Below are 24,833 nucleotides of genomic sequence, written 5' to 3'. Positions count from 1 at the left end.
ATAAGGCATTCCTTGCCCTCCAACACCTGGTCCCTCGCCGCTGCAGCGATGTACGCCAGTACGCCCATCACGCTGAATCGCCCTTAGTTTTGGTAGACACGCGGAATGACAGCTTTTGGCCGAAAGCTGCCTTCCGTGACTCGAAGCTATTGGCCGAAGCAGCCTTGTCTGGGATTAACTCTCCATCGAATGGCTGCCAGTTTTCTCCCTATCCACAGCACCCTCAACCAACCAAATCAAAACCACCACTCCCCAAAACCTCCCCATTCACCATCACCCAAACCCCATGCCGCCCTGCAAAATGCTTCCGCGTCGTAAAGTCCCTAATCACCTGCCTCCGCCTAACCACCTCACTCCCCAACCCCGCCAACTCCACCATCTTCAACTTGAAAACCTTCCGCGAAATCCCACCATTCGCCTTCACATAGTCAATCGCATAATCAATCACCAAACGCTGTTCATGCGCTACAGTCGACTTCACAACAAACGAAAACGTAATCGCATCCCCCAACCGCACCACCGCCGGCTCAACCCGCACTTCCAGCAACTCCACCTCAGCCTTCGCCCCGGCACCAATCACCGTCAGCGCCCTTAGATCCCCCTGCTTAATCAAACTGCGCAACGCATGCTTCGCAATCCAGCCCGTGTGCTTGTTCTCCAGCGACCATCCTTCAATCGTGTCCAGCACCCACTGCGGATGCACCTTCGTCACATCATTCAAATGATTCGCCACGGACTTGCGCACGTACAAGCTCTCATCGGCCTTCAACCGCTCCAGTATTCCGGCGGTAAACTGCGGATTCGCTTGAATCGGTTCCAGTCGAAACGACCACGGCAGGCGAGGGCGGCTGCCTTCGCTGGCGAGGCGGCGGATGTGGTGGTTTTCGTCGTGGGCCCAGTCGTGCATGTGCTCCAGGGTGCGTTCGAGGTCGCTGCGCAGGAAGTGGCGGATGGCGAATTCGGAGGAGCCGAAGGTGGTGAAGTATTTCAGCGCGTTCATTGATGTGTCGAACGCGTGCCCACCGTATGTCGCGACGTAGTGCGGCAGGCACATGCTGACGAATCCGCTGTTCAATCGCGGGGCGAGTTCGAACAGCGCTTTGAGGGAATCTGCGTAATCCAGCGGCAGCACGGCGTGCAGGCTTTCGCTGACACGCGCCATGCGTTGCATCACCGATAATTCTGCGAGGCCGTGCTGGGCATGTTCAAGAAATGCCTTGGCCTTGAATGCCGGGTAAACGGCGCTCATCTCGCTGGCGATGTGTTGCAGGCGTTCGGCGTTGAAGATTTCCTTTAGCGCCGGAGCGGCGGTTGCGGGCTCACTCATGCTCAGGTCATCGGCGTGCTGACGAATGCTTCGAGGGTTTCGGCGTACGCGGTGTATTGGGCGATGTGCGGGTAGCGGCTGGCGTCGATTTGATCGGGGACGACAAGTTCGGTGAAACTCCAGGCGACGGCGAGGCTGATGCCGGCTTGGGTGAGGGGGCCGTCGGTGGGCAAGGCGTGTGTTTCCAGTTCCTGTTCGAGGGCGGTGAAGGCGGCGGCGAGTTGGCTTTCGACGCGTTCGACCCACGGCTGGTATTGAATGTCGGCGGGGCGCAGGTTGCGTTCGTAATACAGTTGCACGGCTTTTTCGCAGGCGGCGAGGCTGAGGCCGATCAGGCGCAGGGCGTGGGCGCGCTGGCTCAGTTCGGTCGGCAGCAGGGTTTTGCCGGAACTGGCTTCGAGGTAGTCGAGGATCAGCGTCGAGTCCATCAGCACGACGCGGTCGTCGAGGATCAGCGTCGGGGCTTTGACCACCGGGTTGATCTGCTGGAATTGTTCGAAGTGGCGGAACACCGAGACGGACTCGTGTTCCAGGTCGATGCCCAGGCATTTGGCGGAGATCGCCACGCGGCGCACGTAAGGGGAGTCGAGCATGCCGATCAGTTTCATGACGCGTTCCTTCAAGTCGAACCGGTGGGGTAGGCATAACCTAGCCGAGGTGGCGGCAATTGTCAGTCATCGAATCCGGCTTGTTCATGAATCTCATCGACATTCAGCCCCAACCGATACGCCACCGCGACAAACAGCGCCTGGCACAAACACAGCGTCGCACTCAGCGAGCGAAAGGCCAAAGCGCTGCCTTCGTTGACCAGCAGCACGCTGTTGGCCCATTTGACCAGCGGCGAGAGGTGGCTGTCGGTGAGGATCAGGGTGTTCGCCTGCTGCTCGCGGGCGAAACGCAGGCAGTGTTGGGTTTCCTTGGCATAAGGGACGAAGCTGATCGCAATGACCAGATCACCGGCGCGCACGCTGCGCATCTGCTCGCGATAGCTGCCGCCAAGCCCTGACACCAGATGAATGCGTTTCTGCGTGTGTTGCAGGTTGTAAACGAGGTAATCGGCGACCGCGAAGGAGCGGCGTACGCCGACGACATAAATGTTGTCAGCGTTGACGATGAGGTCGACGGCGGTTGTGAACGCCGCGTCGTCGAGTTCGCGGCCGAGGCGTTCGATGCCTGAGCGCGTCGCGTCGATGCATTCGCGGGCGAGGTCGCCGTCGCTGGCGTTGCGTGAGGGGCTGGCGATCAGGCTGCGGATGCGTTGCTGGTAGTTTTGCGCGGGCGAGGCCTTGTCCGTGTAGGCGCTGCGGAACAACGCCTGCATTTCGCTGAAGCCGCTGAAACCGAAGCGTTGCGAGAAGCGCACGATGGCGGAGGGTTGCACTTCGCATTCACGGGCGATATCGCTGATGCGGTCGACCATGATCCGCTCGCTCTGCTGGCTGATGTAGCTGGCGATGCGTTTGAGCTGGCGCGGCAGGCTGTCGTATTGCTCAGTGATCAGTTGCAGCAAACGCTCGGCGTTGATCGGGGGGCTGGCGAGGGCAACCTCGGCGGTGGCCGGCAGATCGGGGCGGGGCATACGTCATCCTTCAGGCTGTTTGAGCGCAGGTTGCGCCTGATAGTAGTGAGGCTTGGCGCGCTCTGCTGTGCTGAAACGATGCACTTCGCGCGGAAAATTCATCGAGCAAGCGCGGCGTAGTTAGCCGTTTGTCTTCTATATACAGCCGCTCGACTGAATTTCTTGCTATAAACGCACTCCGATGGCCGTGTGAAGCCTGTGTCAGAGCAGTTTCCGGGCGTTGTCGGACAAATTCCCAGTATTTACAGTTGCTGAGGCCTCGATCGGGCCTTAGACTGCCGCCCCTTCGTAAATTGAGTGCCGGGTGGCGTTTGCAATAAACGATGCCTTTTCGACGACCGGACACGGCTCGCCGAAACGCTCCCTAATTCGCCTTAATGCACGTTTTTTTATAGAGATATCAATGACAAAGGACAAGTTGCTGGCGATGCCGGCAGATGACTACATGAATGCAGAGCAACACGCTTTCTTCACTGAGCTGTTGCAGAACATGAAAGTCGAAACCCACGAGCGCATTGAGCAAAACCGTATCGCCATCGAAAGCCTGGACACTCCGGCTGACCCGGCGGACGCGGCTTCGGTTGAAGAAGAGCGCACCTGGCTGGTCAACGCGATCGATCGCGACCAGCGCATGCTGCCACAACTGGAACAAGCCCTTGAGCGCATCAAGGAAGACAGCTTCGGCTGGTGCGACGACAGCGGCGAGCCTATTGGCCTGAAACGCCTGCTGATCAGTCCGACCACCAAGTACTGCATCGAAGCTCAGGAACGTCACGAGCAGATCGACAAGCACCAGCGTCAGGCCTGATTTTTCCGGCGCTGTGATCGCGGGCAAGTCCGCCCCACCAGGTTCGAATCGAACCGGTGGGCGCCGGGCTTGCCCGCGAAGCTTTTTATCGTCTGCAACATTTGCTCCGCGTTTACATTGACCGCCACAGACCTCACGACTAACGGACCATGGATAATGGCGTTGTAGTGGCGTTTAATGCAGTCACAACAATGAGAACAGGCGTGGGGTGATGATATGACGAGAGACGGATCTCTGGTTGCGGCGCTGCCTGCACCAGTGCAATTAGCAAAAAACCGCTGGATCGCACCGACCCTGCAAAGCATCGCCCTGATGCTGTTATTGGCTGGCACGACTCTGGCCGAATGGTCGCTGTACATCGGATTGCCGCTGGCAGTGCTGATCGTCTGGCTGCCGCGCCTGCGCACCCGCGCAGTCGCCGATTCGCTGCCAAGCGACAACCGCAGCGCAATTTCCGAACTGACCCGCGATCTTTCCTACACCACCAGCCATAACGCGCTGTCAGCAGCCGGCGTGGCGTTTTCGGTCAAAGAGCTGGCGAGCAAACTCGAATCGCAACTCGACGCGGCGGCGCAGATCGTCAGCAACGCCGAGGTGATGATCGCCACCGAACAGGCCACGTCGCAGCTCAGCCGCGCAGCGCTGGAAGCCGCCAGTCAGGCGCATCACAGCAGCGCGGCGGGGCGCACGGAGCTGGTGGATTCAATCTCGCGTATGCATCAACTCAGTGAACGCGCCAATGCCAGCCGGGAACTGATTGAGGCTCTGAGCCTGCGCAGCGATGACATTCAGCGCGTCACGCTGGTGATCCAGTCGATTGCCAGCCAGACCAATCTGCTCGCGTTGAACGCGGCGATCGAGGCGGCGCGGGCTGGTGAGCATGGTCGCGGGTTTGCCGTGGTGGCCGATGAAGTGCGTGGTCTGGCGGCGCGCACGGCGTCGGCGACCGGCGAAGTTGGCGAAATGGTTGCCGATATTCAGCAGCGCACGGCTCAGGTGGTTGAGCAGATTCGCCAGCTCTCCAGCGATCTGCAAACCGGCGTCGAGCAGGTCGAGCACACTGGCGAGCATCTGGAAAACATTGCCCGACTGGCAGCCGGGGTTGAAAGCCAGGTTGGCGAAATCGCCCACGGTGCACAGACCAATCGCGAGCAGCTCGACAGCTTGTTCATAGCGATCGAGCAGATGCGCAGCGACCTGGCGATCAGCGATCAACAGACGCGGCGCCTGGCTGAAGCAGCTGTACAGATGGAAGGGCAGGCGGAAACCATCAGCGAGCGTCTGGCCGAAGTCGGGCTGGATGACTATCACCAGCGCGTCTACGATCTGGCCCGTGAAGGCGCGAGCCAGATTGCTGCGCGTTTCGAGGCGGATGTCGAGCAGGGCAAGATCAGCCTGGAAGATCTCTTCGATCGCCAGTACCAGCCGATCCCGAATACCCAACCGGCAAAATTTCACAGCCGTTTCGACCGTTATACCGATCAGGTGCTTCCGGCGATTCAGGAGCCATTATTGCCACGTCACGAAGGGCTGGTGTTCGCCATCGCCTGCACGCCGCAGGGTTATGTGCCGACGCACAATCAGCAGTTCACTCAGCCGCTGACGGGCGATGCGCAGGTCGACGCCATCAATAACCGCACCAAACGCAAGTTCGCCGACCGCACCGGGATTCGTTGCGGCAGTCATCAACAGCCGGTGCTGTTGCAGACCTACACCCGCGATACAGGTGAGCTGATGCATGACCTGTCGGTGCCGATCATGGTCAAGGGACGACACTGGGGCGGGTTGCGTCTGGGGTATAAGCCGGAGAAGCCGCGCTAAGCGATTGTTACGGCTGGCGCAATGAATCTGTGCACGGGCGTTGCTGTTTCCGCTCGACCGAAACCCTTAATCTGCAAACTTGTTAGGTTGCTAATGATTTTGGGAGGGCTGCATGCAATGCAGAATCGATGTGGCGGTGATGATCGGCAGTGGCGTGCCGGCCGGTTTGCGCGCGATGGGGCGCAGTGTGTGCTGGGTGGTTTTGCTCAACGGCGAGCGGCGTGGAACGGCGTTTGCCAGCCGCGACGAGGCTGAGGCGTGCAAGGCTGCCTGGCTCGATCAACTCAACTTCGAGCCGGGCGACCGTCTGCACTGATTGCATTTATTTACCGCGATGCAGGCGCACGTTCAGCTCATCGACAATCGGCGCTTCCTCGCCGTCTGCACGTAGCCATTCCTTGAGTAATTGCGCTTGTTGCGGCGTCCAGAAATCAGCATCAATAAGCTTGGTGTCCGGGTCCAGCGGGTGTGCTTCGACGAAATCGTTGATTGACGCCTCGTCCGACGGCAAGCCCAGCTGTTCAAAAAGGGTGGTCAGGTTAAGCTCGGTTGGCAGTTCCATCGTCTACTCCTGGTTCGGTGCCGGTGCGGCGTGTTCGTTTATTCCCCTTATCAGAGGCGGCAGCTGGCGCGGAGTTCGATTTGTGTTTCAAGGGCGCGGGCGAGGGCGCAAGCTTCGTTGTGATCGCCGCGGAAACCTCTTACAAGGCCGGTGGATGTTTCCTTTATATGAAAGAACGCGTTACCGGCGGGGACGACCCGATATCGCGGGTGCTGGTGGGTGTTGGGAGCTGTCGACAGATCGTTCAGGTGATTGACCTGCATGATCAGCGGTGCGGTGATTCTGGCGTCAGTCGATACGGCGAAATGAGTCAGAGTGCACATATGAAGTCCTTTTCATCAGTCGGCCGGGAATTAGCGGCCGTTTCGGGTAGTCGGAATGAGCATCGCTGCTCTAGAATCGCCAGTGCCTGTTGACGACAGGGCTTATCTAAAGCAATTTTTCGCCAGCGATATGTCGGAAAAGTGCTTTTTTTCGTGAGAATTTTCCCTAAAGTTTGTAGTCAGTCTGCTTGCGCCATCAGTAGGGATTTTTCCTTCGAGCTGTGGCGACTTTGGGACGAGTTTCGCGGGTGACAATCCAGTAGTCTTACCAACCTCGCGTTGAACGAGCGCTCTGCTCGAATCGGATTTCAGTTGAGTTTTGGCAGCTTCATCGGCCTGGACGTTTTTTGCCGTGCGCGTTTTCCGTGTGCGGTTTTTTCAGATGTGGGGATGTTTCCTTGGCAGTCAGTAATCTCGATATGCATGCTTTGTTCGTGTTGGGTGATTTGCGCGCAAAGCTGGTCAAACTTTTCCAATCGCGTTTTGTTTACATCACCGAACAAAATGCTGAAGGCATTTACGTTGCCGAAATCGACACCGAAAGTGCTTTGGTCGTCGACGACAAACCCGGCCTCAAGCTCAAGGTCGGCGATCATTTCAGTGCATCGGTCTTGCCCAGCCGTGAAGGCGGCAAGATGGATATCCGCTTCCGTGAAATCAAACTGACGGTGTATGGCCTGGGCGATTACGCCTTCGTCGAGACCGCTGACGGCCATGCGATCCTGTTCAAGGAAGGTCACAGCGTGGTGACCGTGTTCGCCGCTCATCAACAGTTGCAGGAAGGCCTGACCAAGACGCTCAAAGCCGTCACCGCCAAAGCGGCCAAGTGGCGCAAGGGTGAACTCGTGACCTTCAAGGCCAGCGAGTGAGTCGCGCGGATTTTCATTTGGAACATCTCGATGCCGCACGGCAAGAGGCCCGACGGTTGTTCGCCGCAAAGACCAAGCTGCAAGGCGCATGGCTCAACTGGGTGGCGGCGCAGCTCTATACCTTGCGCCCCGCAGAATACGCCGGGATGGTCAGACGCGAGCTGCAAAGCTTGCAGGAAAAGTCTGAAACCTGACCTCGTCGCGGCGTAGTCCCGGAAAAAGCAGGAACCTCGGCTACAGTGAGTTGACTGAGTATTCAGCGGCTTGCGGTCTTCTCTCAGGCCAACGGCCATGGCTGTGAACAGCACGAGGTGCAATGCATGAACGGATTTCGACGGTTACTGGCCGCCAGCGTGGCCACCTTCGGGTTGCTGGCGTCAGCGCAATCGGTCTCGGCGGCACAGGCGCCGATCCATTTCGCCGATCTCAACTGGGAAAGTGGCAGCCTGATCACCGATGTCCTGCGGGTCATCGTCGAGAAGGGCTATGGACTGCCGACCGACACGTTGCCGGGGACCACCATTACGCTGGAAACCGCACTCGCCAATAATGATATTCAGGTGATTGGCGAGGAGTGGGCCGGGCGCAGTCCGGTGTGGGTCAAGGCCGAGGCCGAGGGCAAAGTGGTCAGTCTGGGCGATACGGTCAAAGGCGCCACCGAAGGCTGGTGGGTGCCGGAATACGTGATCAAGGGCGACCCGGCCAAGGGCATCAAACCGATGGCTCCGGATTTGCGCAGCGTCAGTGACCTGAAAAAGTACAAGGACGTGTTCAAAGACCCGGAAAACCCCAGCAAGGGGCGCTTTCTGAACAGCCCGATCGGCTGGACGTCGGAAGTAGTCAACAAGCAGAAGTTGACGGCATACGGGCTGCAGAACGATTTCACCAATTTCCGCAGCGGTTCGGGGGCCGCACTGGATGCCGAGATCAGCTCGTCGATCCGTCGCGGCAAGCCCGTACTGTTTTATTACTGGTCGCCAACCCCGCTGCTCGGCAAGTACAAACTGGTGCAGCTGGAAGAACCCCCGTTCGATGCCGAAGCCTGGAAGACCCTGACTGACGCCGACAACCCCAATCCAAAACCGACCCGCTCGCTGGCCTCGAAGCTGTCTATCGGCGTGTCTACGCCGTTCCAGAAGCAATACCCGCAGATCGCTGAATTCTTCAGCAAGGTGGACTTCCCGATCGAACCGCTGAACAAGGCGCTGGCGCAAATGAGCGAGAAGCACACCGCGCCACGGGAGGCGGCGGTGGCGTTCATGAAGGCACATCCTGATGTGTGGCAGGCGTGGTTACCGAAGGATGTGGCCGAGAAGGTTTCTGCTGATCTGGAATAGTCGTCTCGGCGACTGAGTTCATCGCCAGCAGGCTGGCTCCCACAGGGGATCGCACACCCGATCTGGGAGCAAGCCTGCTGGCGATGCTTTTGAAATCCCGCTCATGCCCTTGCATACCGCCGACCGGTCGTGCACACGAAAAAAATCCGACTACGATGGTTTGTTCAAATCCCTTTCCAAGGATTTCAACCATGACCTTTGTGTTGGCTCAATGGCTGGTGACCGTTTTTGCATTGATCAGCCTGATGCATGTGTATTGGGCGCTGGGTGGGCAATGGGCGGCGGCCGTGGTGGTGCCGCAGGTGCCGGTGGCTGGTTTTGTCGAAACGCTGCGACCGGCGTTCAAACCGTCTGGCTGGATCACCTTGCTGGTGGCAGCCGCTCTGTGGTTGATCGCCGTGCTGGTCTGCATGCGTGTCGGCTGGGGCATGCCGGCGGTGCAGCACAAGGCGTTGCAGTGGGTAATCAGCGCGATTGCCTTGTTGCTGTTTGCCCGGGCGATCGGCGATTCGAATCTGGTGGGGTTTTTCAAGGAAGTGAAGGATTCGCGGTTTGTCCGGCTGGATACATGGGTGTATTCGCCGTTGTGTGCGGTGCTGGGGGCGGGGTTGTTGGCGGTAGCTTGGATATGAGGTGAATGAGAGATCGCTATCGCGAGCAGGCTCACTCCTACATTCGAAATGCGTTCCCATGTAGGAGTGAGCCTGCTCGCGATAGCACCATTTCAGGCGATATAAGACTTCAGCTACCGCTTTCAGTCCGCCGGCTACTGACCTCAGCCGGAACATCATCCCCGGCCATGCGCTTGCGAAACAGTGCCGCCCGCGCCAGCAGCAGTGTCGTCACCGGTACGGTAATCGCCAGCAGGATCGGGATCAGCCAAGCGTGCACTACCGCCGTGGATTTCAGCGCCGAAAAACAAATGATCGATGCCAGCGCCACACACCAGGCGCCCAGTGTCGACGCCAGTGCCGGCGGATGCATGCGTTGGAAATAATCCTTCATGCGTAACATACCCAAGGCGCCAATCAGTGCGAACACGCCGCTGAGCACCAGCAGAATCGCCACCGGGATTTCGACCCAGAGAGACAGTTCGTCGGTCATTCGATCACCTCGCCGCGCAGCAGGAATTTCGCCAGGGCAAACGAGCCGACGAAGCCGAACAGCGCGATCAACAACGCTGCTTCGAAGTAAGTGTCACTGGCATAACGGATGCCCAGGGTGAGCATCATCAACATCGCGACGATGTACAGGTAATCCAGCGCCAGGACGCGATCCTGCGCGGAGGGGCCTTTGAACAGGCGAATCAGCGTCAGCACCATGGCCAGCGAGAACAGGAACAGCGTCAGCAGAATCGCATTCGACAGCAATGGGCTCATTCGAAAATCTCCATCAACGGTCGCTCGTAGGTGCTTTTGAAGTGCTCGATGAATTGCGCTTCGTCGTGCAGATCCCAGACGTGCAGCAACAAAACGCTGCGATCCAGTGCCAGCTCCGACCACACCGTGCCGGGCACCACCGTGCAGATCATCGCCAGCGTCGCCAGACCGTGAGCGTCGCGCAGATCAAGCGGCACCTTGATGAAGCAAGAGTGCGGCGCACGCCGGCCGGCGTTGAGCACGCCCCAGGCGACAATCAGGTTCGACATCACCACGTCGCGGCCGACCAGAAAGAACAGGCGCACGATGCTACCAGGGCGGCGAATGCGTGCGCGTTTGGGGCGTAGTTTGCGCATCATCAGGGGGGCCGCAAAACCCAGTGCCGCGCCGAGCAGCAAGTTGCCCGGGCTGATCGACAGGTTCAGCGTCAGCCACAAAACCCAAAGTGCCAGAGACAACCACGGTGCCGGAAACAGTCGTTTCATGGTTGCACCTCCAGCAGCGCGGCTTTGCCTTCCGGACTGGGCACGGCACGGGTGCCGAGCACCGCCATCACGTATTGCTGAGGATTGTGCAGCGCGTCGGCGGTGGCTTGGGTATAGCGCAACAGCGGCTCAGCCTTGAACGTCAGCACGATGCTCAGCCCCAGCAGCAGGAAGATCGGCGCGCATTCCAGTTTGCGCAACAGCGGCGAAGGGCGCTCTTCGGGCGTCCAGAAACGCTGGATGCCCAGACGCGAAAACGCCATCAACGACGCCAGCCCGGTCAGAATCAGTAAGGCTAACAGCGCCCATGCGGCATTGGAGATTGGCCCGCCGTTGCCCAATTCCAGCGGATTGAGCAGCGCACCGATCAGGCTGAGTTTGCCGATGAACCCCGACAGCGGCGGCATGCCGATGATCAGCAGTGCGCAGGCAATAAAGCTCAGGCCGAGAAAGGCCATGGTCCATGGAATCACCTGACCGACCACGGCTTTTTGCTCATCGTCGAGGTTGATGCCTTTGGGCGGTTGCAGGGATTCCTGCGGTCGTGGCAGCAATTCGCTTTCGTCTTCCAGCGGGATTTCGTTGGCCGAGCGCGAACGCTCGATCAGCTCCGCCAGGAGAAACAGCGCACTCAGTGCCAGGGTCGAGCTGACCAGATAGAACAGCGCGCCGCCGATCAGGTTCGGCTGAGCGAAACCCACCGCCGACAGCAGAATCCCGGCCGACACCAGAATGCTCAGGCTGGCCATGCGCTCGAGCCGTTGCGCCGCGAGAATCGCCAGCGCTGCGATGCCCATGGTCGCCATGCCGCCATAGATCAGCCAGTCGCCGCCAAAAAATGCTGAAGCCCCGGCCTGCCCGGAGAACAGCAGCGTCCACAGGCGCAACAAGGTGTAGACGCCAACTTTGGTCATGATCGCGAACATCGCCGCCACCGGCGCACTGGCCGAGGAATACGCCGGCACCAACCAGAAATTCAGCGGCCACATGCCAGCCTTGGCCAGGAACGCCACCGCGAGAATCCCGGCGCCCGCGTGCAGCAAGCCACGGTCGGCTTCCGACACCAGCGGAATCTTCAATGCCAGATCAGCCATGTTCAGCGTGCCGGTAACGCCGTAGATCAGCGCCGCGCCAATCAGAAACAGCGACGAGGCGAGCAGGTTGATCGAGATGTAGTGCAACCCCGATGACACCCGCGCCCGGCCCGAACCATGCAACAGCAAGCCGTAGGACGCGGCGAGCAGGACTTCAAAAAACACGAACAGGTTGAACAGGTCCGCGGTCAGGAACGCGCCGTACAGCCCCATCAGTTGAATCTGAAAGAGTGCGTGGAAGCTCGACCCTGCGCCATCCCAGCGTGCCATGGCGAACAGCAGGGCGCTGACGCCGATGATCCCGGTCAGCACCAGCATCAGCGCCGACAGTCGATCGATCACCAGCACAATACCGAACGGCGCCTGCCAGTTGCCTGGCAGGTACACGCCGATCGAGCCCGGCACCCCGGTGGTCTGGGTCCATTGCAGCAGCATCATCGAAATGAACAGCCCGAGCAGGCCGGAGAACAGATTGATTTTTGCCTTCAGCGGCCGGTGCCGTTCGCCGAGCATCAACATGAGCGCGGCGGTGAGCAGCGGCAGCAGAATCGGTGCGGCGATCAGGTGCGTCATCGCCATCATTCCTTAGGCTCCCGGCCGTCTACATGGTCGGTACCGGTCAGGCCGCGCGAAGCGAGCAGCACGACGAGGAACAGCGCAGTCATGGCGAAGCTGATGACAATCGCCGTGAGGACCAGCGCTTGCGGCAGCGGATCGGTGTAGTGAAGCAAGTCCTGGGTGACGCCGTCCTTGATCACCGGCTCCTTGCCGATGAACAGGCTGCCCATACTGAAAATGAACAGGTTGACCCCATACGACAGCAGGCACAGGCCCATGACCACCTGGAACGTCCGTGGCCGCAATATCAGCCAGACCCCGGACGCGGCGAGAACGCCGATGGCGATTGCGATGACTTCTTCCATCAGACGGCTCCTTTGCTGGCGACGGACCTGGGTAGCGACGCGGTCTTGTGGCCGCGCACCGATTGGTGGGCGAGGGCGGTCAGGATCAACAACGTCGAACCGACCACCACGCCATACACACCGACGTCGAAGAACAGCGCGCTGGCGATGTGGATATTGCCCAGCACCGGCAGTTCGAAGTGCCAGGTGTGCGTGGTCAGGAACGGATAACCGACCAGCGTCGCCCCAAGACCCGTAGCAGTAGCGAACAGCAACCCGGTGCCCATCCAGCGCAGCGGTCGCAGGCTCATTTGCGCTTCGACCCACTGCGTCCCCGCCACCATGTATTGCAGGATGAACGCCACCGACATCACCAGACCGGCGACAAAACCGCCGCCCGGCTGATTGTGCCCGCGCATAAACAGGTAGAACGACACTACCAGCGCAACCGGAAGCAGCAGACGCACCAGGACCGCTGGCACCATCATGAAGCCGAGCGCGGTGTCGCTGGCCGAGCGCGGGTTGACCAAGTCAGTGACCACGTCGGGCGCCAGCAGGCGTTGCTGCGCTGGCAGTTGCAGGCTTTCTTTCGGTGGGCGAAAACGGCGCAGCAGGGCGAACACCGTCAATGCCACGGCGACCAGCACAGTGATTTCGCCGAGGGTATCGAAGCCTCGGAAATCCACCAGCATCACGTTGACCACATTGCTGCCGCCCCCTTCGGGCAGGGCGCGACTGAGATAGAAGGAGGAAATGTCGTTGGGCGTCTGCCGCGTCAGCATGGCGTAGGACAACAGCGCCATGCCGCCGCCGACGGCAATCGACAGCAGCAAGTCGCGCAGACGACGAATCCGCGCCTTGCGCAGGCTGCTCGGCAATGGCGAGACTTCTTCGATGCGACGCGGCAGCCAGCGCAGACCGAGCAGAATGAGCACCGTGGTGACCACTTCGACGGCGAGCTGGGTCAGCGCCAGATCCGGCGCGGAGAACCAGACGAAGGTCACGCAGGTCATCAAGCCGCAGACGCTGACCATGGTCAGTGCCGCGAGACGGTGATACTTGGCCTGCCAGGCGGCGCCGAGGGCGCAGGCGATCGCCAGCAGCCACAGGGTGACGAAGACGATCGAGCCGGGGATCTTCGGCCGGTCGCCCCAGCTCAGGCTGCTGTTCAACATCGGGATCAGGCCGGCAAGCACTGCCGCCAATACCACCAGAAACAACTGCATCTGCAGGCGCTTGGTGCCGAGGCGGCGTTCAACACGCCGGGCCAGACGCATCATCAGCACCAGACTGCGCTCGAACAGGCGCTTGCCATTGAAGCGACCCACCAGCGGCGGATATTTGAAGCGGCCCAATCGGAATTGCCTGCGCAGCAGCCAGTAGAGGACGATGCCGCCGGACATGGCGATCAGGCTCATGATCATCGGCGCGTTCAGGCCGTGCCAGATCGCCAGGCTGTATTCAGGCAACTCGCCGCCGACCACGGGCAGCGCCGCAGCGGCGAGCAGCGGGCCGACGATCTGCGCGGGAAAAATCCCCACCAGCAGGCAGGTGAACACCAGCAATTCGACCGGTGCCCGCATCCAGCGCGGCGGTTCATGCGGGGTGTGCGGCAGGTCGGTGGCAGTCGGGCCGAAGAACACATCGACCGTGAACCGCAGCGAGTAGGCGACGCTGAACATGCCGGCGATGGTGGCGACGATCGGCAGACTGATTTCGACCCAGGCCGTGGCATTGATGAACACGGTTTCGGCGAAAAACATTTCCTTGGACAGGAAACCGTTGAGCAACGGCACGCCGGCCATCGAGGCGCTGGCGACCATGGCCAGTGTTGCGGTGAAGGGGATCAGCTTGAACAGGCCGCTGAGTTTGCGGATATCGCGAGTGCCGCTTTCATGGTCGATGATGCCGGCGGCCATGAACAGCGAGGCTTTGAAGGTGGCATGGTTGAGAATGTGGAATACCGCCGCCACGGCTGCCAGCGGACTGTTCAGACCCAGCAGCAGGGTGATCAGGCCGAGATGGCTGATGGTCGAATAGGCCAGCAGGCCTTTCAGGTCGTTCTGAAACATCGCGCAATACGCGCCGAGCAACAGCGTACAGGCGCCGGCCCCGCTGACGATGTAGAACCATTCTTCGCTGCCCGCCAGCGAGGGCCACAAACGTGCAAGCAGGAAAACCCCGGCCTTGACCATGGTCGCCGAGTGCAGATAGGCAGATACCGGGGTGGGGGCTGCCATTGCGTGGGGCAGCCAGAAATGAAAGGGGAACTGCGCACTTTTGCTGAGGGCGCCAATGAGAACAAGAGGCAAGAGGATGGGGTAAAGGGCGTGTGCACGAATCATGTCGCCGGCGGCCAGGACCTTGTCGAGGTCATAGCTGCCGACCACATGGCCGAGGATCATGACCCCCGCCAGCAGGCACAATCCGCCGGCACCGGTGACCATCAAGGCCATGTAGGCACCGCGGCGGGCGTCGGCACGGTGATGCCAGTAGCCGATCAGCAGGAACGAGAACAGGCTGGTCAGCTCCCAGAAAAACACCATCTGAATCAGGTTGCCGGAAATCACCAGACCGAGCATGGCGCCCATGAACGCCAGAAAAAACGCGAAGAAACGTGGCACCGGATCGTCCGGCGACATGTAGTAACGGGCATATAAGGAAACGAGGGTGCCGATGCCGAGCACCAGCATCGAGAACAGCCAGGCGAAGCCGTCCATGCGCAGAATGAAATTCAGGCCGAGGCTGGGCAGCCACATGAATTCTTCGCGGATCACGCCGCCATGGGCGATCTGCGGGTACAGCATCGCCACCTGGACGGTACCGATCAAAGCGACCAGACCTGCCAGCAGGGATTCGGCATTACGCGCATTGTGTGGCAGCACTGCTGCCAGACAGCTGCCTATGAAAGGCAGAAGCAGTAGAACTATCAGGGACATAGACTTCTAATCTGCGGAGGTTTGTGAAGCATCATACGTGCCAGCTCCCCGATCACCAAACGCCAGGATGTCTCAGAATCCTACAAAGTAGTCCGGAATTTAGTGTTTAGCCTTGTTTCAGTAGCGCAGATATTGCCCATATTGGCATCATCGCGAGCAGGCTCGTTCCCACAATTGAAATACATTCTCCTGTAGGAGTGAGCCTGCTCGCGATAGCGATCGGAATGGCACTGGATAGTTCGGATCAGCCCTGTATTTCCCGCTCCAATTCCGTTTCTGCTTCGACAACCGTCCTCTTGGTCTTTAACTCACTGACAATCACCGCCGCAACAATCAACCCCGCACCCACCAGTGCAATCGCCGGCAACCGCTCGCCAGCGATCCGTCCGACAATTCCGGCCCACACCGGCTCACCGGCATAAATGAGCGTCGCCCGAGTCGGCGAAACGCTTTTCTGCGCCCAGTTCATCGCCACTTGAATCGCCGCGCTTGCAGCGCCCAGCCCTAGCGCGGTGACCAGCAATGTCCAGGAAAAATCCGGAATCAGCTCACCGGTCGGCACGACCAGCAGGAACGACAGCACCGACGTGGTCGCCAGTTGCACCACCGTCACCCGGCGCACATCGACCTGGCCGGCGTAAGTGCTGATCAGAATGATTTCGGCAGCAATGGCGATGGCGCTGATGAGCGTCGCGATCTCACCGGGGCTGAAATTCAGCGCAGCGCCGGACGGGCCGGACAAAAGCATCAACCCGGTAAACGCCAGCATGATGCCGATGCTTGGCATCAATCCCGGCCGCCGTCCCAAAATCAGCCATTGCAGCAACGGCACGAACGGCACATATAAAGCCGTGATAAACGCTGACTGACTGCTTGGAATGGTTTGCAGACCCACCGTCTGCAAACCGTAACCCAGCATGATCGCCACGCCGATGAACGCGCCGGCCTTGAGTTCGAACAGGGTCAGTTCGCGCAGGTGACGCCAGGAGAACAGCGCAACAATCAGCGCAGCAGCCGCAAAACGCAGGCCGACAAAAAACATCGGGCCGCTGACGGTCATCGCATGCTGAACCAGCAGGAACGTGCCGCCCCAGATCATGGTGATCAGCACCAGCACGCACTCGGCTTTGCTGAAACGGGAAAGACGCACAGGAGTAGGAGAACCGTTCGATGACATGATGGCCTTGCGCACTATAAAAAGGAGGCCGCACAATGCGGCGCAACGTTGCGCAGTATACTGCCCAACCCCACCGAGTGAGCAATATAGTGCACAAAGATTCCACGCAACGCGCCTCCGTCCTGCAACACGTCAGTCAAAATGTCCGGCGTTTGCGACATGCCGCCGACCTGAGCCAGACAGCACTGGCGGAAAAATCCGGGGTCAGTCGGCGCATGCTGGTGGCGATCGAGGCGGGCGAGAAGAATGTCAGCCTGACGACGCTTGATCGCGTCGCCGAAGCGCTCGACGTGGCATTCAGTGATCTGATCCAGGCTCCGGATGCGCGCGATCCCAGCCGCATCAATGAAGTGGCATGGGCCGGCAGCATCCCCGGCAGCAAAGCAGTACTGCTGTCGAAGGCGATCGCTACACGCGAAGTCGAGCAGTGGGAGTGGTGCCTGCAACCCGGTGAGGTCTATCCCTCGCAAGTCGATGCCGAGGGCTGGAGCGAGCAGATATTTGTATTTGCAGGATGTCTGACGCTGATGCTCGGCGATCAGCCGCAGCACATCAATGCCGGGGAGTTCTACATGTTTGCCAGCCACCAGCCGCATTCCTACCGCAATGACGGCGATGTGGCGGCGCGATTCGTGCGTAATGTGGTGATTTGACTGATGGCGACCATTCGTCGGCTAGCGGCTTTACCCTGTAATTTCTGACAGTAGACGGTGAAACGCACTTCGACTCCAATGTGATAGCAGTGAATGCCATTGGATATCTGAAAAAGGAGTTACAGAATGCTTAAGCCGCTCAGTATTAAAGAGGCCGTAAATGGTGTCATCAACCTTCAAAACATAGTTGAATTCGCGACTGCGATTATTCCTGCTGTGCAAGAAAATCCTCAACCCCATGACGAAGCTGACGTATACATCGGAAAGGACGGAGCTGAGGAATATTTGGATACTGTAAAGTTCACCCCGGGGAATGAAGGCACATTACAGATCCCTAAAAGCGTCTTGTTAAATTACTCAGGGAACAACGCAGTTGCGTTTCACTACGAACTCTTTCCAGATGGGGGAGGAAATGGCTACCCTTCGGAGAAAGCTGTTTACAAGATCGTTCTCGCCGTAAAGCCTGACCGTAAGAAATAGCTCAGTTCAGGTGGAGCAGTCCCTCTGGTTACCAGGGGGGCTTTTTGCCGCTTTTTTCGATGTTCAAAATTTCGCCAATTGGTTGTATTGGCTTGGTCGCCAACGAGTCTCAATAAGACCCGCTGATAAGAGAAGCGATTTAGCATATTGTTAGCCAAATAAATCCTCCTAGAAAAAAGCGATGCGTGAGCAAATCCACACGGAGTCACCCGTTTCTTTGCGCTGTGCAGACGTCCTGATCATCGGCGGCGGCCTCAGCGGCACGATGCTGGCGGTGCAATTGCTGCGTCTGCCCGGGCAGCGCAAGATTGTGATTATCGAACCGCGCGCCGAACTCGGCCGGGGCGAGGCCTACAGCGCCGTGGAACCGGGCCATACGCTCAATGGCAACGCCGCGCGCATGAGCGTCGACCCGGATAACGCTGATGACCTGACTCAATGGCTCACCGAGCACATCGCTGGCGGAGGCTGGCCGGAGTCTGCCGAACAGGGCGTGCCAGTCAGCGAACTGTTCCCGCCGCGCGGATTGTTCGGTCTCTATGTCCAGCAGCGTCTGGCTGAAGCCCGCGCAATCGGCGCGCAACACGGCTCGAGCGTCGAACACATCTGCGCCGAAGTCACAGACTTGGTATCCGCTACCGATTCGGTACAGCTGAGCTTGAGCGACGGGCAAACCCTGAGCGGGACCTATGCGGTACTGGCGACCGGCATGTTCCCCGCCGCGCGAACCCCGCAGAAAACCTCCAGCGGTCTCAACACCGCCGCGCTGGATCCCTGGGATGTCGGCGCCATGCGCCTGCTCGATACGCAATCGACCGTGCTGATCATCGGCTCCGGCCTGACCATGGTCGACGCAGTGGTGTCGCTGGAGCAGGCCGGGCATCGCGGGCCGATCAAAGTGTTTTCCCGGCATGGCTTGTTGCCGCATGTGCGCCGGCAGCCACCGGCCTGGGTGGATTTCCTCGGTGCTGATCATAATCTGCGCACGCCACGGCAGTTGTTGCGCGAGCTGCGCCGGCAGTGCCGTGAGGCCATTGCGCAAGGTATCGACTGGCAGGCGCCGCTGGACACGGTTCGCGTGCATATCTCGCGCTTGTGGAGCCAGGCGACCGACGTACAGCGACGACAATTCGTACGCCATGTGCGGCCATGGTGGGAAAGTCATCATCACCGTTCGCCGCCGTTGAGTGCGCAGTTGGTTGAGAGACTGCACGGGGCAGGGCGGCTGACGATTGATGCGGCATCGTTCAAGGGGCTCGAACCGAGTCCGGAAGGCGGAGTCGGGATTCGCGTCCGCCTTCGTGGAGAATCCGAAACGCGCGTGGCGTATGGCGCTGCGTTGATCAACTCCAGCGGCATCGAATACGACTGGCGCCGCGTGGCACGGCCGTTGCCGCAGCAGTTGCTGGCGCGAGGTCTGGTGCAACCGGGGCCGTTGGCGCTGGGCATTGCCGCAGCGGCGGACGGCGCAGTGCTGGATGCCGAAGGGCACGCTTCCAGGCGTTTGTTTGCCATGGGGCCGCCGTTGCGCGGGATGTGGTGGGAGAGTACAGCGGTGACGGATGTGGCGCTGCAGGCCAAGGCACTGGCTGCGCGGTTGGCAGCGGATCGGATCAAATAGCAGCAGCTTGAACTCCGCGATCAAGGTGCTGACAGAGTGTCATTTCCCTTGAAAATGTATGGGGCAGATGATGCTGTGATTCAAACCAGTAGGGCTTGAGTTTATTGTTTTTTCAGCCATTCATAATAATTGTCGTCAACGGACTGTTGAAAATGAATGTTCTTCAAGAAGCGCCGAAGGGCGCTGAAGTTGCGCTGGTTGCACTTGCGCTGCGCACGTTCGTAATGTTGCGTTAACTGCGCGTAGCTGGCGTCCATGGTTGCCAGTGCCTTGTCGAATACACCCGCGTTGCCCCATTCAAGAATGATCGCATCCTTTCTTTTTTTGCTTCTTGGTTTCTTTAGCAGACAACGGCCTGCAAGTATCATCAGGAAAGACTTCGGTCCGCCCTCCAGGTCGGTGGCAAATCCTTTCCTGTCAAAATGAGGTTTGTGGTTGATGTCGCAATAATCATTGACCAAGCGATAATAAACGGCCAGTTCCAAAAGCATTTGCATAAGTGCGCTGTAGCTTCCCTGGGGCAGCGGCTTCAGTTGTTGGCAGGCCTGCAGGATGAAAGTAAAAAAACAGCCGGTGTTGGATTGGGCAATAAAACGGTATTCTTCGAAGGTGGGTAGCGAACTGCCTTTGCTTATTTGCGTGTCGATGTGCTGACCAACGTGCAGTTCTTCAAGACTGCGTAGCGAGGCGCGAAGCAAGTTCACATCATCCAGTTCTGCCAATAATTGCAAGCCTTTGATGTACCCGTACATCCCGGAAATCAGAGCAGTGTCTACACCGAACTTGACCCAGACTGCGGGTGCACCCCGGCGGATCTGGTCCTCGTCCACTATGTCGTCATGGATCAGCGATGCTGTGTTTTTTCGCTCCACGCATCGACTGATGATCTTCGACTGTTGCGAATCGATCTGAAAAACGGTTGCCAGTGCGCGAGTCAGAGCAGCTCTGACCTTCTTCCCGGCATGCTGTTCCTGATAATCGAAAGCGGCGATCCAGCTTCGTTTGGCAAGTGTATATTGCGGCGAAATCGAAGGCATTTTACGGGGCTCCTGGTGCTGTATTGCCGACTCCTCATATGGCAAGTTACATCGGAAATGGAATCATAAGACGTTTTGAACGATAGGCAGGTTTTTTACCTGATACAAACAAGCATCTAGAATAGATGGTTATAGCTTTCCTTGATTGCGTTCTATGACAGGTGAGTTGTGTTGCATGATGCGAAATGATTTTCTAGTTCATATATTCAATATTCTTCTAGGCTTATCGATGGTTTATTTTGCCGGGCCGTCGCCTGGGCATTGTTCTTGCGCTGTCGCTCCATAAGTCGTTCATTTGTTTGGGTATCCTCATGAACTATTCATTACCGCCGATTATGCAATCGTTGAATGCGAAAATGAGTCCTTATAGGGAGGATGCCGAGCGGCACGCTCGTAAATGGCTCAAGAGTCTTGGTCTGGAGGACACCCGTTACGAGGCCTGCCAGCGGGATATGTATATGGCCGGCCTCTATGCGGCCTACATGTGGCCCAATTCGAGTCGTAACGATCTTCGCATCCTTGCCCTTCTCACGGCATGGTTCAGTTGTCAGGACGATCTGGCGGACGAGACGTTAAGCGACGACCCGGAGGCCTTGGAGGAGGTGTTGCGTGGGGTGCATGAGATGGCTTGCGCGGGATCCGTGACTTCCGGCAGTGGGCTCGCCGGTGGTTTGACGGGCGTCATTGGCCGAGCTGGAGCTTTCATGCCTGATCAGTGGCGGCGGCGGACACTCGATCAGTATCAAACGTATATTTACCCCTGTATGCGTGCAGCGGTTCATCGACTGCAACGGAGTCAGCCCGGCCGGGATGATTACAAATACAACTGGCGCAGCGCCGGCGGGTTTCAGGTATGTATTGAATTTACCTACTTTGCAATGCGAGTAAATCTTCCGTCGACGGTGTATTACTCCATGACCTGGCAGACGCTACGGCGGCTGACCTTGAACTTGCTCAAGGCAGTGAACGATTTGCTTTCGTTCCAGATCATGAAAAACCCCGATCAAGATATTTACAACCTGATCACCCATTGGCGCCGCCAGGACGGTTCAAGTCCGGACCAGGCAGCCGCACGGCTTGCTCGGCAAATAGAAAAATGGGTTCGGCAGTTCTTCAGAGCGCAAGCCCGATTGCCGGTCGAGTTGCGTAGGCTGGGTTGTGAAGCCGAGGTTATTGAACAGGCAGTCAGGTGCGCCGAAGCCTTTGAATGGCTATGGCGTGGTAATGCCGCCTGGCATATGGCTGTCCCGCGTTATCGCGAGGTGCGCTTCCAGCAGGAGTGAACGGATCTTTGCAAAGCGGCTGAGGGACGCTGACGAGTTCGCTCTGCCCTTGAGAGTTGGCAGAGCGGACATGCTTTGGATGTGGCTGGCGGAACTACGCCACCACGCGGTAGCACGGCACATACGCCGCGCCACCCGGCAATTTCATCCGGTGCTGGGCGACGAAGGCTTTGAGCAGCGCATCGAGCGGTTGCATGATCGCCGCGTCACCGCGGATCTGGTACGGCCCGTGTTCTTCGATCAGGCGAATGCCCTTGTCCTTGACGTTGCCGGCGACGATCCCCGAGAACGCGCGACGCAGATTCGCCGCCAGTTCATGCGCGGGCTGGTCAAGATGCAATTTCAGATTGGCCATGTTTTCGTGGGTCGGATCGAACGGGCGCTGGAAGCCTTCGTCGATCTTCAATAGCCAGTTGAAATGGAAAGCGTCGTTGCGTTCGCGGCGGAACTGCTTCACGGCTTTCAAGCCTTGCGTCATTTGCCGCGCCACTTCGGCCGGGTCATCGATGATGATGTCGTAATGCTGACGGGCCGCTTCGCCGAGAGTTGCAGTGACGAACGCATCGAGCTGTTCGAGATACGGCGCGGCATTTTTCGGGCCGGTGAGGATCACCGGGAAGGGCAGGCCCTTGTTGTCCGGGTGCATCAGGATGCCGAGCAGGTAGAGAAATTCTTCTGCCGTACCGGCGCCGCCCGGGAAGATGATGATGCCGTGGCCGACCCGCACGAACGCTTCCAGACGTTTTTCGATGTCCGGCAGGATCACCAGTTCGTTAACGATCGGGTTTGGCGCTTCGGCGGCGATGATGCCCGGCTCGGTCAGGCCGAGGTAGCGACCGCCATGAATGCGCTGTTTGGCGTGGGCAATGGTTGCGCCTTTCATCGGGCCTTTCATCACGCCCGGACCGCAACCGGTGCAGATGTCGAGACTGCGCAGGCCCAGCTCATGGCCGACCTTCTTGGTGTATTTGTATTCTTCGGTATTGATCGAATGACCGCCCCAGCACACGACAATCTTCGGTTCGACACCCGGACGCAAGGTGCGCGCGTTGCGCAGCAGGTGGAACACGTAGTCGCTGATGCCTTGCGAATTGCTCAGGTCGATGCGCTGGCTGTCCAGTTCGTTTTCGGTGTAGACGATGTCGCGCAGGGCGCTGAACAGCATCTCACGGGTGCTGGCGATCATTTCGCCGTCGACGAACGCGTCGGCCGGCGCGTTCAGCAGCTCCAGGCGCACGCCGCGATCCTGTTGGTGAATGCGGATTTCGAAATCCTTGTAGGCCTCGAGAATGGTCTTGGCGTTATCGACGTGGGCGCCGGTGTTGAGGATGGCCAGGGCGCACTGGCGGAAGAGGGTGTAGGTGCTGCCGGAGCCGGCTTCGCTCAGTTGTTGCACTTCACGTTGAGAAAGGGTTTCGAGGCTGCCTTTCGGGCTGACCGAGGCGTTGATTACGTGTCGTTGGGTCATGCAATGATCCTTAAAACGATGTCATTCCCTGCTCAGGCGAACGGCATCCGAATAATGTGTATCCATGAATGAAGATGGCACGATCTGCGCTATACCGCCATGTCCCGTTGGACGCTGAAAAGATCAAAAGGAGCCCCAGCATAGCTAAATCCGCACCAGAGGCGATAATGCGCCGGCTGGTTTTTTCCGTTACCCCTCTTGTCGCTCAAGGAAGTCATTTGTGATGTTCGAGATTCAGCCGATGGACGCCGCCACTTTCCGCCAGCAGACCCGGCGCAGCACGATCATCATCGCCGTGCTGTTTCTGGTATTGGCGATGCTGTTTTCCAGCGTGGCCGTGGCGCTGTTCGGCGAGCCTGACGGCGACAACCTGCGCTTCAATGTCGGCGGGGTGTTCCTGGCCTTTTTACTGACCGGCGCATTGCTGCGCGGGCGCTTCTGGCATCAGAGCTGGATGGCGCCGGCGGTGTACAGCTGGCGGCTCAAGCGCAGCCTGATGAGTATCACCAACGTGATGCATCACCTCACCGCCGCCGTCGCGCAAAACGATCCGACCGCGTTGAAAGTGCTGCGGTTCTATCATCTGGGGCTGATGCAGATGCACGAGCTGGACGGCAACTCCAGCGATCAGGGGCAGCTGTGGCGGGAAGTCGAAGAACATAAACAGCGCATGCAGGCGCAAGGGCTCGATACCGAGCAGACGCGCCTGGATCCGACATGGCTGGACGCGTTGAAGCAGACGCCGCGCTAAGGCGTCAGCGTATTCAGCCGAAAATCAGCGAGCGGTGGGTGCCTGCTCCGGCGCGGGCGCCATCGCCGACCGCCAACGCGACGGAGCCGGCAGCCAATGCTGCATCACCGCACGCGAAGACGCCGGGCACTCTGGTCTGCTGGGTCGCGTCGGTCTGAATAAACGGCCCCATAGGCCCTTCTTCGAATGCACAACCCAACTGTTCAGCCAGCGGGCTCGCCATGCTTGTTCGCGGCATGGCAAACAGGCCGGCTAGCGCGATGATCTCGCCATCGCTGAGGACTACGTCCGCACGCGCGCCATCGATGCGCCTGACGCGCCGGGTTTCCAGCCTCACACCGCGTGCAGCCAATTGCCCCCGTTGCTCGGCATCTGGTTCGAAAACATCATTGATGAAGAATGTCGTCGGGCCCCAGTCAGGCAGCATCAGGGCGTGATGAATCGACAAGGGCGAAGTCGCCAGTACGCCGATTGCGCCCTGATTCAGTTCATAGCCGTGACAGTAAGGGCAATGAAAAACGCTTCGGCCCCAGCGCGGTTTGAGTCCCTCGATGCCCGGCAATTCGTCGATCACGCCCGACGCGAGGATCAGGCGCCTGGCGCTGAGCCGTTTGCCGGCAAGGGTGCGCAAATCAAATCCAGCGTCAAATTGCATCGCCTCTACCGCCGTATCTGCCAGCCATTGCACGGTAGGGTAGGCCATCAATTGCGCTCGCGCCTCGGCAGCAATGTCGCCCGGCGCGCGTCCGTCCTGTCCGAGAAAGCCGTGGGAAGTGTCGGCGAAGCGATTGCGCCGCAGGCCTGAATCGAGCACTAGCACATTGCGCCGGGCCCGGGCCAATTGCAGGCCGGCGGACAGCCCCGCATAGCTGCCCCCGACAATGATGACGTCGTACATGATTCAGATCTCCGCTGTGAGGTTTTCAGCGTACAGCGTA

27 protein-coding genes are annotated in these 24,833 nt (G+C 59.0%); 12 read left to right on the top strand and 15 right to left on the bottom strand.

The features are described from left to right. Positions 1-223: 223 nt before the first annotated feature. The 3 genes from ACYYKW_RS11645 to ACYYKW_RS11635 form a co-directional block, all read right to left on the bottom strand. On the bottom strand, positions 224-1,327 hold the full coding sequence (locus tag ACYYKW_RS11645) for a DNA alkylation repair protein (protein ID WP_464990169.1): 1,104 nt from the start codon (positions 1,325-1,327) through the stop codon (positions 224-226). A 2-nt stretch (positions 1,328-1,329) separates the two neighbouring features. Continuing rightward, on the bottom strand, positions 1,330-1,935 hold the full coding sequence (locus tag ACYYKW_RS11640) for a glutathione S-transferase (RefSeq protein WP_464990168.1): 606 nt from the start codon (positions 1,933-1,935) through the stop codon (positions 1,330-1,332). 62 nt (positions 1,936-1,997) lie between these two features. After that, positions 1,998-2,906, bottom strand: a complete 909-nt coding sequence (locus ACYYKW_RS11635; RefSeq protein WP_464990167.1) for a MurR/RpiR family transcriptional regulator — start codon at positions 2,904-2,906, stop codon at positions 1,998-2,000. A gap of 403 nt (positions 2,907-3,309) precedes the next feature. On the opposite strand from ACYYKW_RS11635, the gene ACYYKW_RS11630 reads away from it, so the two are divergent. The 3 genes from ACYYKW_RS11630 to ACYYKW_RS11620 all read left to right on the top strand — a co-directional run bounded on the left by ACYYKW_RS11630 (position 3,310) and on the right by ACYYKW_RS11620 (position 5,851). Beyond that, positions 3,310-3,714, top strand: coding sequence for a TraR/DksA family transcriptional regulator (locus ACYYKW_RS11630; protein WP_065260998.1), 405 nt, complete (start codon positions 3,310-3,312; stop codon positions 3,712-3,714). 216 nt (positions 3,715-3,930) lie between these two features. Then, positions 3,931-5,535 carry a methyl-accepting chemotaxis protein gene (locus tag ACYYKW_RS11625; protein WP_464990166.1) on the top strand — a complete coding sequence of 535 codons (1,605 nt, stop codon included), beginning with the start codon at positions 3,931-3,933 and terminating at the stop codon, positions 5,533-5,535. Between the two features lie 112 nt (positions 5,536-5,647). Continuing rightward, a complete protein-coding gene (locus tag ACYYKW_RS11620; RefSeq protein ID WP_090284220.1) occupies positions 5,648-5,851 on the top strand; it encodes a hypothetical protein in 204 nt (67 codons plus the stop codon). Between the two features lie 6 nt (positions 5,852-5,857). On the opposite strand, the gene ACYYKW_RS11615 is transcribed toward ACYYKW_RS11620, so the two are convergent. Further along, on the bottom strand, positions 5,858-6,097 hold the full coding sequence (locus ACYYKW_RS11615; protein WP_090284218.1) for a DUF2789 family protein: 240 nt from the start codon (positions 6,095-6,097) through the stop codon (positions 5,858-5,860). Between the two features lie 50 nt (positions 6,098-6,147). Continuing rightward, a complete protein-coding gene (locus tag ACYYKW_RS11610; protein WP_093100732.1) occupies positions 6,148-6,420 on the bottom strand; it encodes a hypothetical protein in 273 nt (90 codons plus the stop codon). Between the two features lie 419 nt (positions 6,421-6,839). Here ACYYKW_RS11610 and ACYYKW_RS11605 point away from each other — a divergent pair, with 419 nt between their 5' ends. The 4 genes from ACYYKW_RS11605 (at position 6,840) to ACYYKW_RS11590 (ending at position 9,258) form a co-directional block, all read left to right on the top strand. Then, positions 6,840-7,289 (top strand): hypothetical protein, encoded by a 450-nt coding sequence (locus ACYYKW_RS11605; RefSeq protein ID WP_052178306.1) that lies wholly within the window; start codon positions 6,840-6,842, stop codon positions 7,287-7,289. Next, on the top strand, positions 7,286-7,483 hold the full coding sequence (locus tag ACYYKW_RS11600) for a hypothetical protein (protein WP_090284214.1): 198 nt from the start codon (positions 7,286-7,288) through the stop codon (positions 7,481-7,483). Before ACYYKW_RS11605 ends, ACYYKW_RS11600 begins: the two co-directional genes overlap by 4 nt. A gap of 126 nt (positions 7,484-7,609) precedes the next feature. Continuing rightward, entirely contained in the window at positions 7,610-8,626 is a 1,017-nt protein-coding gene (locus ACYYKW_RS11595) for an ABC transporter substrate-binding protein (protein WP_093100735.1), read from the top strand. 191 nt (positions 8,627-8,817) lie between these two features. Then, positions 8,818-9,258: a DUF3995 domain-containing protein gene (locus ACYYKW_RS11590; protein ID WP_464990165.1), complete on the top strand. Its 441-nt coding sequence runs from the start codon at positions 8,818-8,820 to the stop codon at positions 9,256-9,258. A 109-nt stretch (positions 9,259-9,367) separates the two neighbouring features. Here ACYYKW_RS11590 and ACYYKW_RS11585 read toward each other — a convergent pair whose 3' ends face one another. From ACYYKW_RS11585 to ACYYKW_RS11555, 7 genes are all read right to left on the bottom strand, one after another. Next, positions 9,368-9,730, bottom strand: a complete 363-nt coding sequence (locus ACYYKW_RS11585; protein ID WP_093100740.1) for a Na+/H+ antiporter subunit G — start codon at positions 9,728-9,730, stop codon at positions 9,368-9,370. Then, positions 9,727-10,005, bottom strand: coding sequence for a K+/H+ antiporter subunit F (locus ACYYKW_RS11580; RefSeq protein ID WP_090284207.1), 279 nt, complete (start codon positions 10,003-10,005; stop codon positions 9,727-9,729). Before ACYYKW_RS11580 ends, ACYYKW_RS11585 begins: the two co-directional genes overlap by 4 nt. Beyond that, entirely contained in the window at positions 10,002-10,490 is a 489-nt protein-coding gene (locus ACYYKW_RS11575; RefSeq protein WP_093100742.1) for a Na+/H+ antiporter subunit E, read from the bottom strand. The genes ACYYKW_RS11580 and ACYYKW_RS11575 overlap by 4 nt, the downstream gene beginning before the upstream one ends. Beyond that, entirely contained in the window at positions 10,487-12,166 is a 1,680-nt protein-coding gene (locus ACYYKW_RS11570; protein ID WP_336355502.1) for a monovalent cation/H+ antiporter subunit D, read from the bottom strand. Before ACYYKW_RS11570 ends, ACYYKW_RS11575 begins: the two co-directional genes overlap by 4 nt. Continuing rightward, on the bottom strand, positions 12,163-12,507 hold the full coding sequence (locus ACYYKW_RS11565) for a Na+/H+ antiporter subunit C (RefSeq protein ID WP_007910763.1): 345 nt from the start codon (positions 12,505-12,507) through the stop codon (positions 12,163-12,165). The genes ACYYKW_RS11570 and ACYYKW_RS11565 overlap by 4 nt, the downstream gene beginning before the upstream one ends. Continuing rightward, on the bottom strand, positions 12,507-15,425 hold the full coding sequence (locus ACYYKW_RS11560) for a monovalent cation/H+ antiporter subunit A (protein ID WP_464990164.1): 2,919 nt from the start codon (positions 15,423-15,425) through the stop codon (positions 12,507-12,509). Before ACYYKW_RS11560 ends, ACYYKW_RS11565 begins: the two co-directional genes overlap by 1 nt. Before the next feature lie 244 nt (positions 15,426-15,669). Beyond that, complete coding sequence (locus ACYYKW_RS11555; RefSeq protein ID WP_464990204.1) at positions 15,670-16,605, bottom strand: DMT family transporter; 936 nt, start codon at positions 16,603-16,605, stop codon at positions 15,670-15,672. 86 nt (positions 16,606-16,691) lie between these two features. Here ACYYKW_RS11555 and ACYYKW_RS11550 point away from each other — a divergent pair, with 86 nt between their 5' ends. The 3 genes from ACYYKW_RS11550 to ACYYKW_RS11540 all read left to right on the top strand — a co-directional run bounded on the left by ACYYKW_RS11550 (position 16,692) and on the right by ACYYKW_RS11540 (position 19,356). Next, complete coding sequence (locus ACYYKW_RS11550; protein WP_464990163.1) at positions 16,692-17,255, top strand: helix-turn-helix domain-containing protein; 564 nt, start codon at positions 16,692-16,694, stop codon at positions 17,253-17,255. A gap of 126 nt (positions 17,256-17,381) precedes the next feature. After that, positions 17,382-17,735: a hypothetical protein gene (locus ACYYKW_RS11545; protein WP_464990162.1), complete on the top strand. Its 354-nt coding sequence runs from the start codon at positions 17,382-17,384 to the stop codon at positions 17,733-17,735. Positions 17,736-17,916: 181 nt separating this feature from the next. Further along, on the top strand, positions 17,917-19,356 hold the full coding sequence (locus ACYYKW_RS11540) for an FAD/NAD(P)-binding protein (protein WP_464990161.1): 1,440 nt from the start codon (positions 17,917-17,919) through the stop codon (positions 19,354-19,356). A gap of 101 nt (positions 19,357-19,457) precedes the next feature. On the opposite strand, the gene ACYYKW_RS11535 is transcribed toward ACYYKW_RS11540, so the two are convergent. Next, positions 19,458-20,393 carry a polyprenyl synthetase family protein gene (locus tag ACYYKW_RS11535; RefSeq protein WP_464990160.1) on the bottom strand — a complete coding sequence of 312 codons (936 nt, stop codon included), beginning with the start codon at positions 20,391-20,393 and terminating at the stop codon, positions 19,458-19,460. A gap of 311 nt (positions 20,394-20,704) precedes the next feature. Between ACYYKW_RS11535 and ACYYKW_RS11530 the strand changes: the two genes are divergently transcribed. Next, on the top strand, positions 20,705-21,676 hold the full coding sequence (locus ACYYKW_RS11530) for a terpene synthase family protein (RefSeq protein WP_464990159.1): 972 nt from the start codon (positions 20,705-20,707) through the stop codon (positions 21,674-21,676). 94 nt (positions 21,677-21,770) lie between these two features. Here the strand turns inward: ACYYKW_RS11530 and ppnN are convergent, their stop codons facing one another. After that, positions 21,771-23,144: a nucleotide 5'-monophosphate nucleosidase PpnN gene (gene ppnN / locus ACYYKW_RS11525; RefSeq protein ID WP_464990158.1), complete on the bottom strand. Its 1,374-nt coding sequence runs from the start codon at positions 23,142-23,144 to the stop codon at positions 21,771-21,773. Positions 23,145-23,367: 223 nt separating this feature from the next. Here ppnN and ACYYKW_RS11520 point away from each other — a divergent pair, with 223 nt between their 5' ends. After that, the gene (locus ACYYKW_RS11520; protein WP_093100756.1) at positions 23,368-23,895 is read left to right on the top strand and encodes a DUF3087 domain-containing protein; all 528 of its coding nucleotides are present in this window, start codon (positions 23,368-23,370) and stop codon (positions 23,893-23,895) included. 13 nt (positions 23,896-23,908) lie between these two features. On the opposite strand, the gene ACYYKW_RS11515 is transcribed toward ACYYKW_RS11520, so the two are convergent. Next, positions 23,909-24,796, bottom strand: coding sequence for an NAD(P)/FAD-dependent oxidoreductase (locus tag ACYYKW_RS11515; protein WP_464990203.1), 888 nt, complete (start codon positions 24,794-24,796; stop codon positions 23,909-23,911). Positions 24,797-24,833: the final 37 nt, after the last annotated feature.

It is taken from the genome of Pseudomonas sp. 15C (assembly GCF_055484735.1).
Note: the sequence above shows the minus strand (reverse complement) of the source record. Positions and strands in the feature narration are given on the sequence as shown.

Bases quoted from the DNA above. Each gene is read 5' to 3' on its own strand.
- ACYYKW_RS11520 (WP_093100756.1), top strand. From the start codon at position 23,368: ATGTTCGAGATTCAGCCGATGGACGCCGCCACTTTCCGCCAGCAGACC.
- ACYYKW_RS11620 (WP_090284220.1), top strand. From the start codon at position 5,648: ATGCAATGCAGAATCGATGTGGCGGTGATGATCGGCAGTGGCGTGCCG.
- ACYYKW_RS11635 (WP_464990167.1), bottom strand. From the start codon at position 2,906: ATGCCCCGCCCCGATCTGCCGGCCACCGCCGAGGTTGCCCTCGCCAGC.
- ACYYKW_RS11615 (WP_090284218.1), bottom strand. From the start codon at position 6,097: ATGGAACTGCCAACCGAGCTTAACCTGACCACCCTTTTTGAACAGCTG.
- ACYYKW_RS11610 (WP_093100732.1), bottom strand. From the start codon at position 6,420: ATGTGCACTCTGACTCATTTCGCCGTATCGACTGACGCCAGAATCACC.
- ACYYKW_RS11625 (WP_464990166.1), top strand. From the start codon at position 3,931: ATGACGAGAGACGGATCTCTGGTTGCGGCGCTGCCTGCACCAGTGCAA.
- ACYYKW_RS11530 (WP_464990159.1), top strand. From the start codon at position 20,705: ATGAACTATTCATTACCGCCGATTATGCAATCGTTGAATGCGAAAATG.
- ACYYKW_RS11540 (WP_464990161.1), top strand. From the start codon at position 17,917: ATGCGTGAGCAAATCCACACGGAGTCACCCGTTTCTTTGCGCTGTGCA.
- ACYYKW_RS11545 (WP_464990162.1), top strand. From the start codon at position 17,382: ATGCTTAAGCCGCTCAGTATTAAAGAGGCCGTAAATGGTGTCATCAAC.
- ACYYKW_RS11575 (WP_093100742.1), bottom strand. From the start codon at position 10,490: ATGAAACGACTGTTTCCGGCACCGTGGTTGTCTCTGGCACTTTGGGTT.
- ACYYKW_RS11570 (WP_336355502.1), bottom strand. From the start codon at position 12,166: ATGATGGCGATGACGCACCTGATCGCCGCACCGATTCTGCTGCCGCTG.
- ACYYKW_RS11595 (WP_093100735.1), top strand. From the start codon at position 7,610: ATGAACGGATTTCGACGGTTACTGGCCGCCAGCGTGGCCACCTTCGGG.
- ACYYKW_RS11585 (WP_093100740.1), bottom strand. From the start codon at position 9,730: ATGACCGACGAACTGTCTCTCTGGGTCGAAATCCCGGTGGCGATTCTG.
- ACYYKW_RS11565 (WP_007910763.1), bottom strand. From the start codon at position 12,507: ATGGAAGAAGTCATCGCAATCGCCATCGGCGTTCTCGCCGCGTCCGGG.
- ACYYKW_RS11535 (WP_464990160.1), bottom strand. From the start codon at position 20,393: ATGCCTTCGATTTCGCCGCAATATACACTTGCCAAACGAAGCTGGATC.
- ACYYKW_RS11590 (WP_464990165.1), top strand. From the start codon at position 8,818: ATGACCTTTGTGTTGGCTCAATGGCTGGTGACCGTTTTTGCATTGATC.
- ACYYKW_RS11605 (WP_052178306.1), top strand. From the start codon at position 6,840: ATGCATGCTTTGTTCGTGTTGGGTGATTTGCGCGCAAAGCTGGTCAAA.
- ACYYKW_RS11630 (WP_065260998.1), top strand. From the start codon at position 3,310: ATGACAAAGGACAAGTTGCTGGCGATGCCGGCAGATGACTACATGAAT.
- ACYYKW_RS11560 (WP_464990164.1), bottom strand. From the start codon at position 15,425: ATGTCCCTGATAGTTCTACTGCTTCTGCCTTTCATAGGCAGCTGTCTG.
- ACYYKW_RS11580 (WP_090284207.1), bottom strand. From the start codon at position 10,005: ATGAGCCCATTGCTGTCGAATGCGATTCTGCTGACGCTGTTCCTGTTC.
- ACYYKW_RS11645 (WP_464990169.1), bottom strand. From the start codon at position 1,327: ATGAGTGAGCCCGCAACCGCCGCTCCGGCGCTAAAGGAAATCTTCAAC.
- ACYYKW_RS11640 (WP_464990168.1), bottom strand. From the start codon at position 1,935: ATGAAACTGATCGGCATGCTCGACTCCCCTTACGTGCGCCGCGTGGCG.
- ppnN (WP_464990158.1), bottom strand. From the start codon at position 23,144: ATGACCCAACGACACGTAATCAACGCCTCGGTCAGCCCGAAAGGCAGC.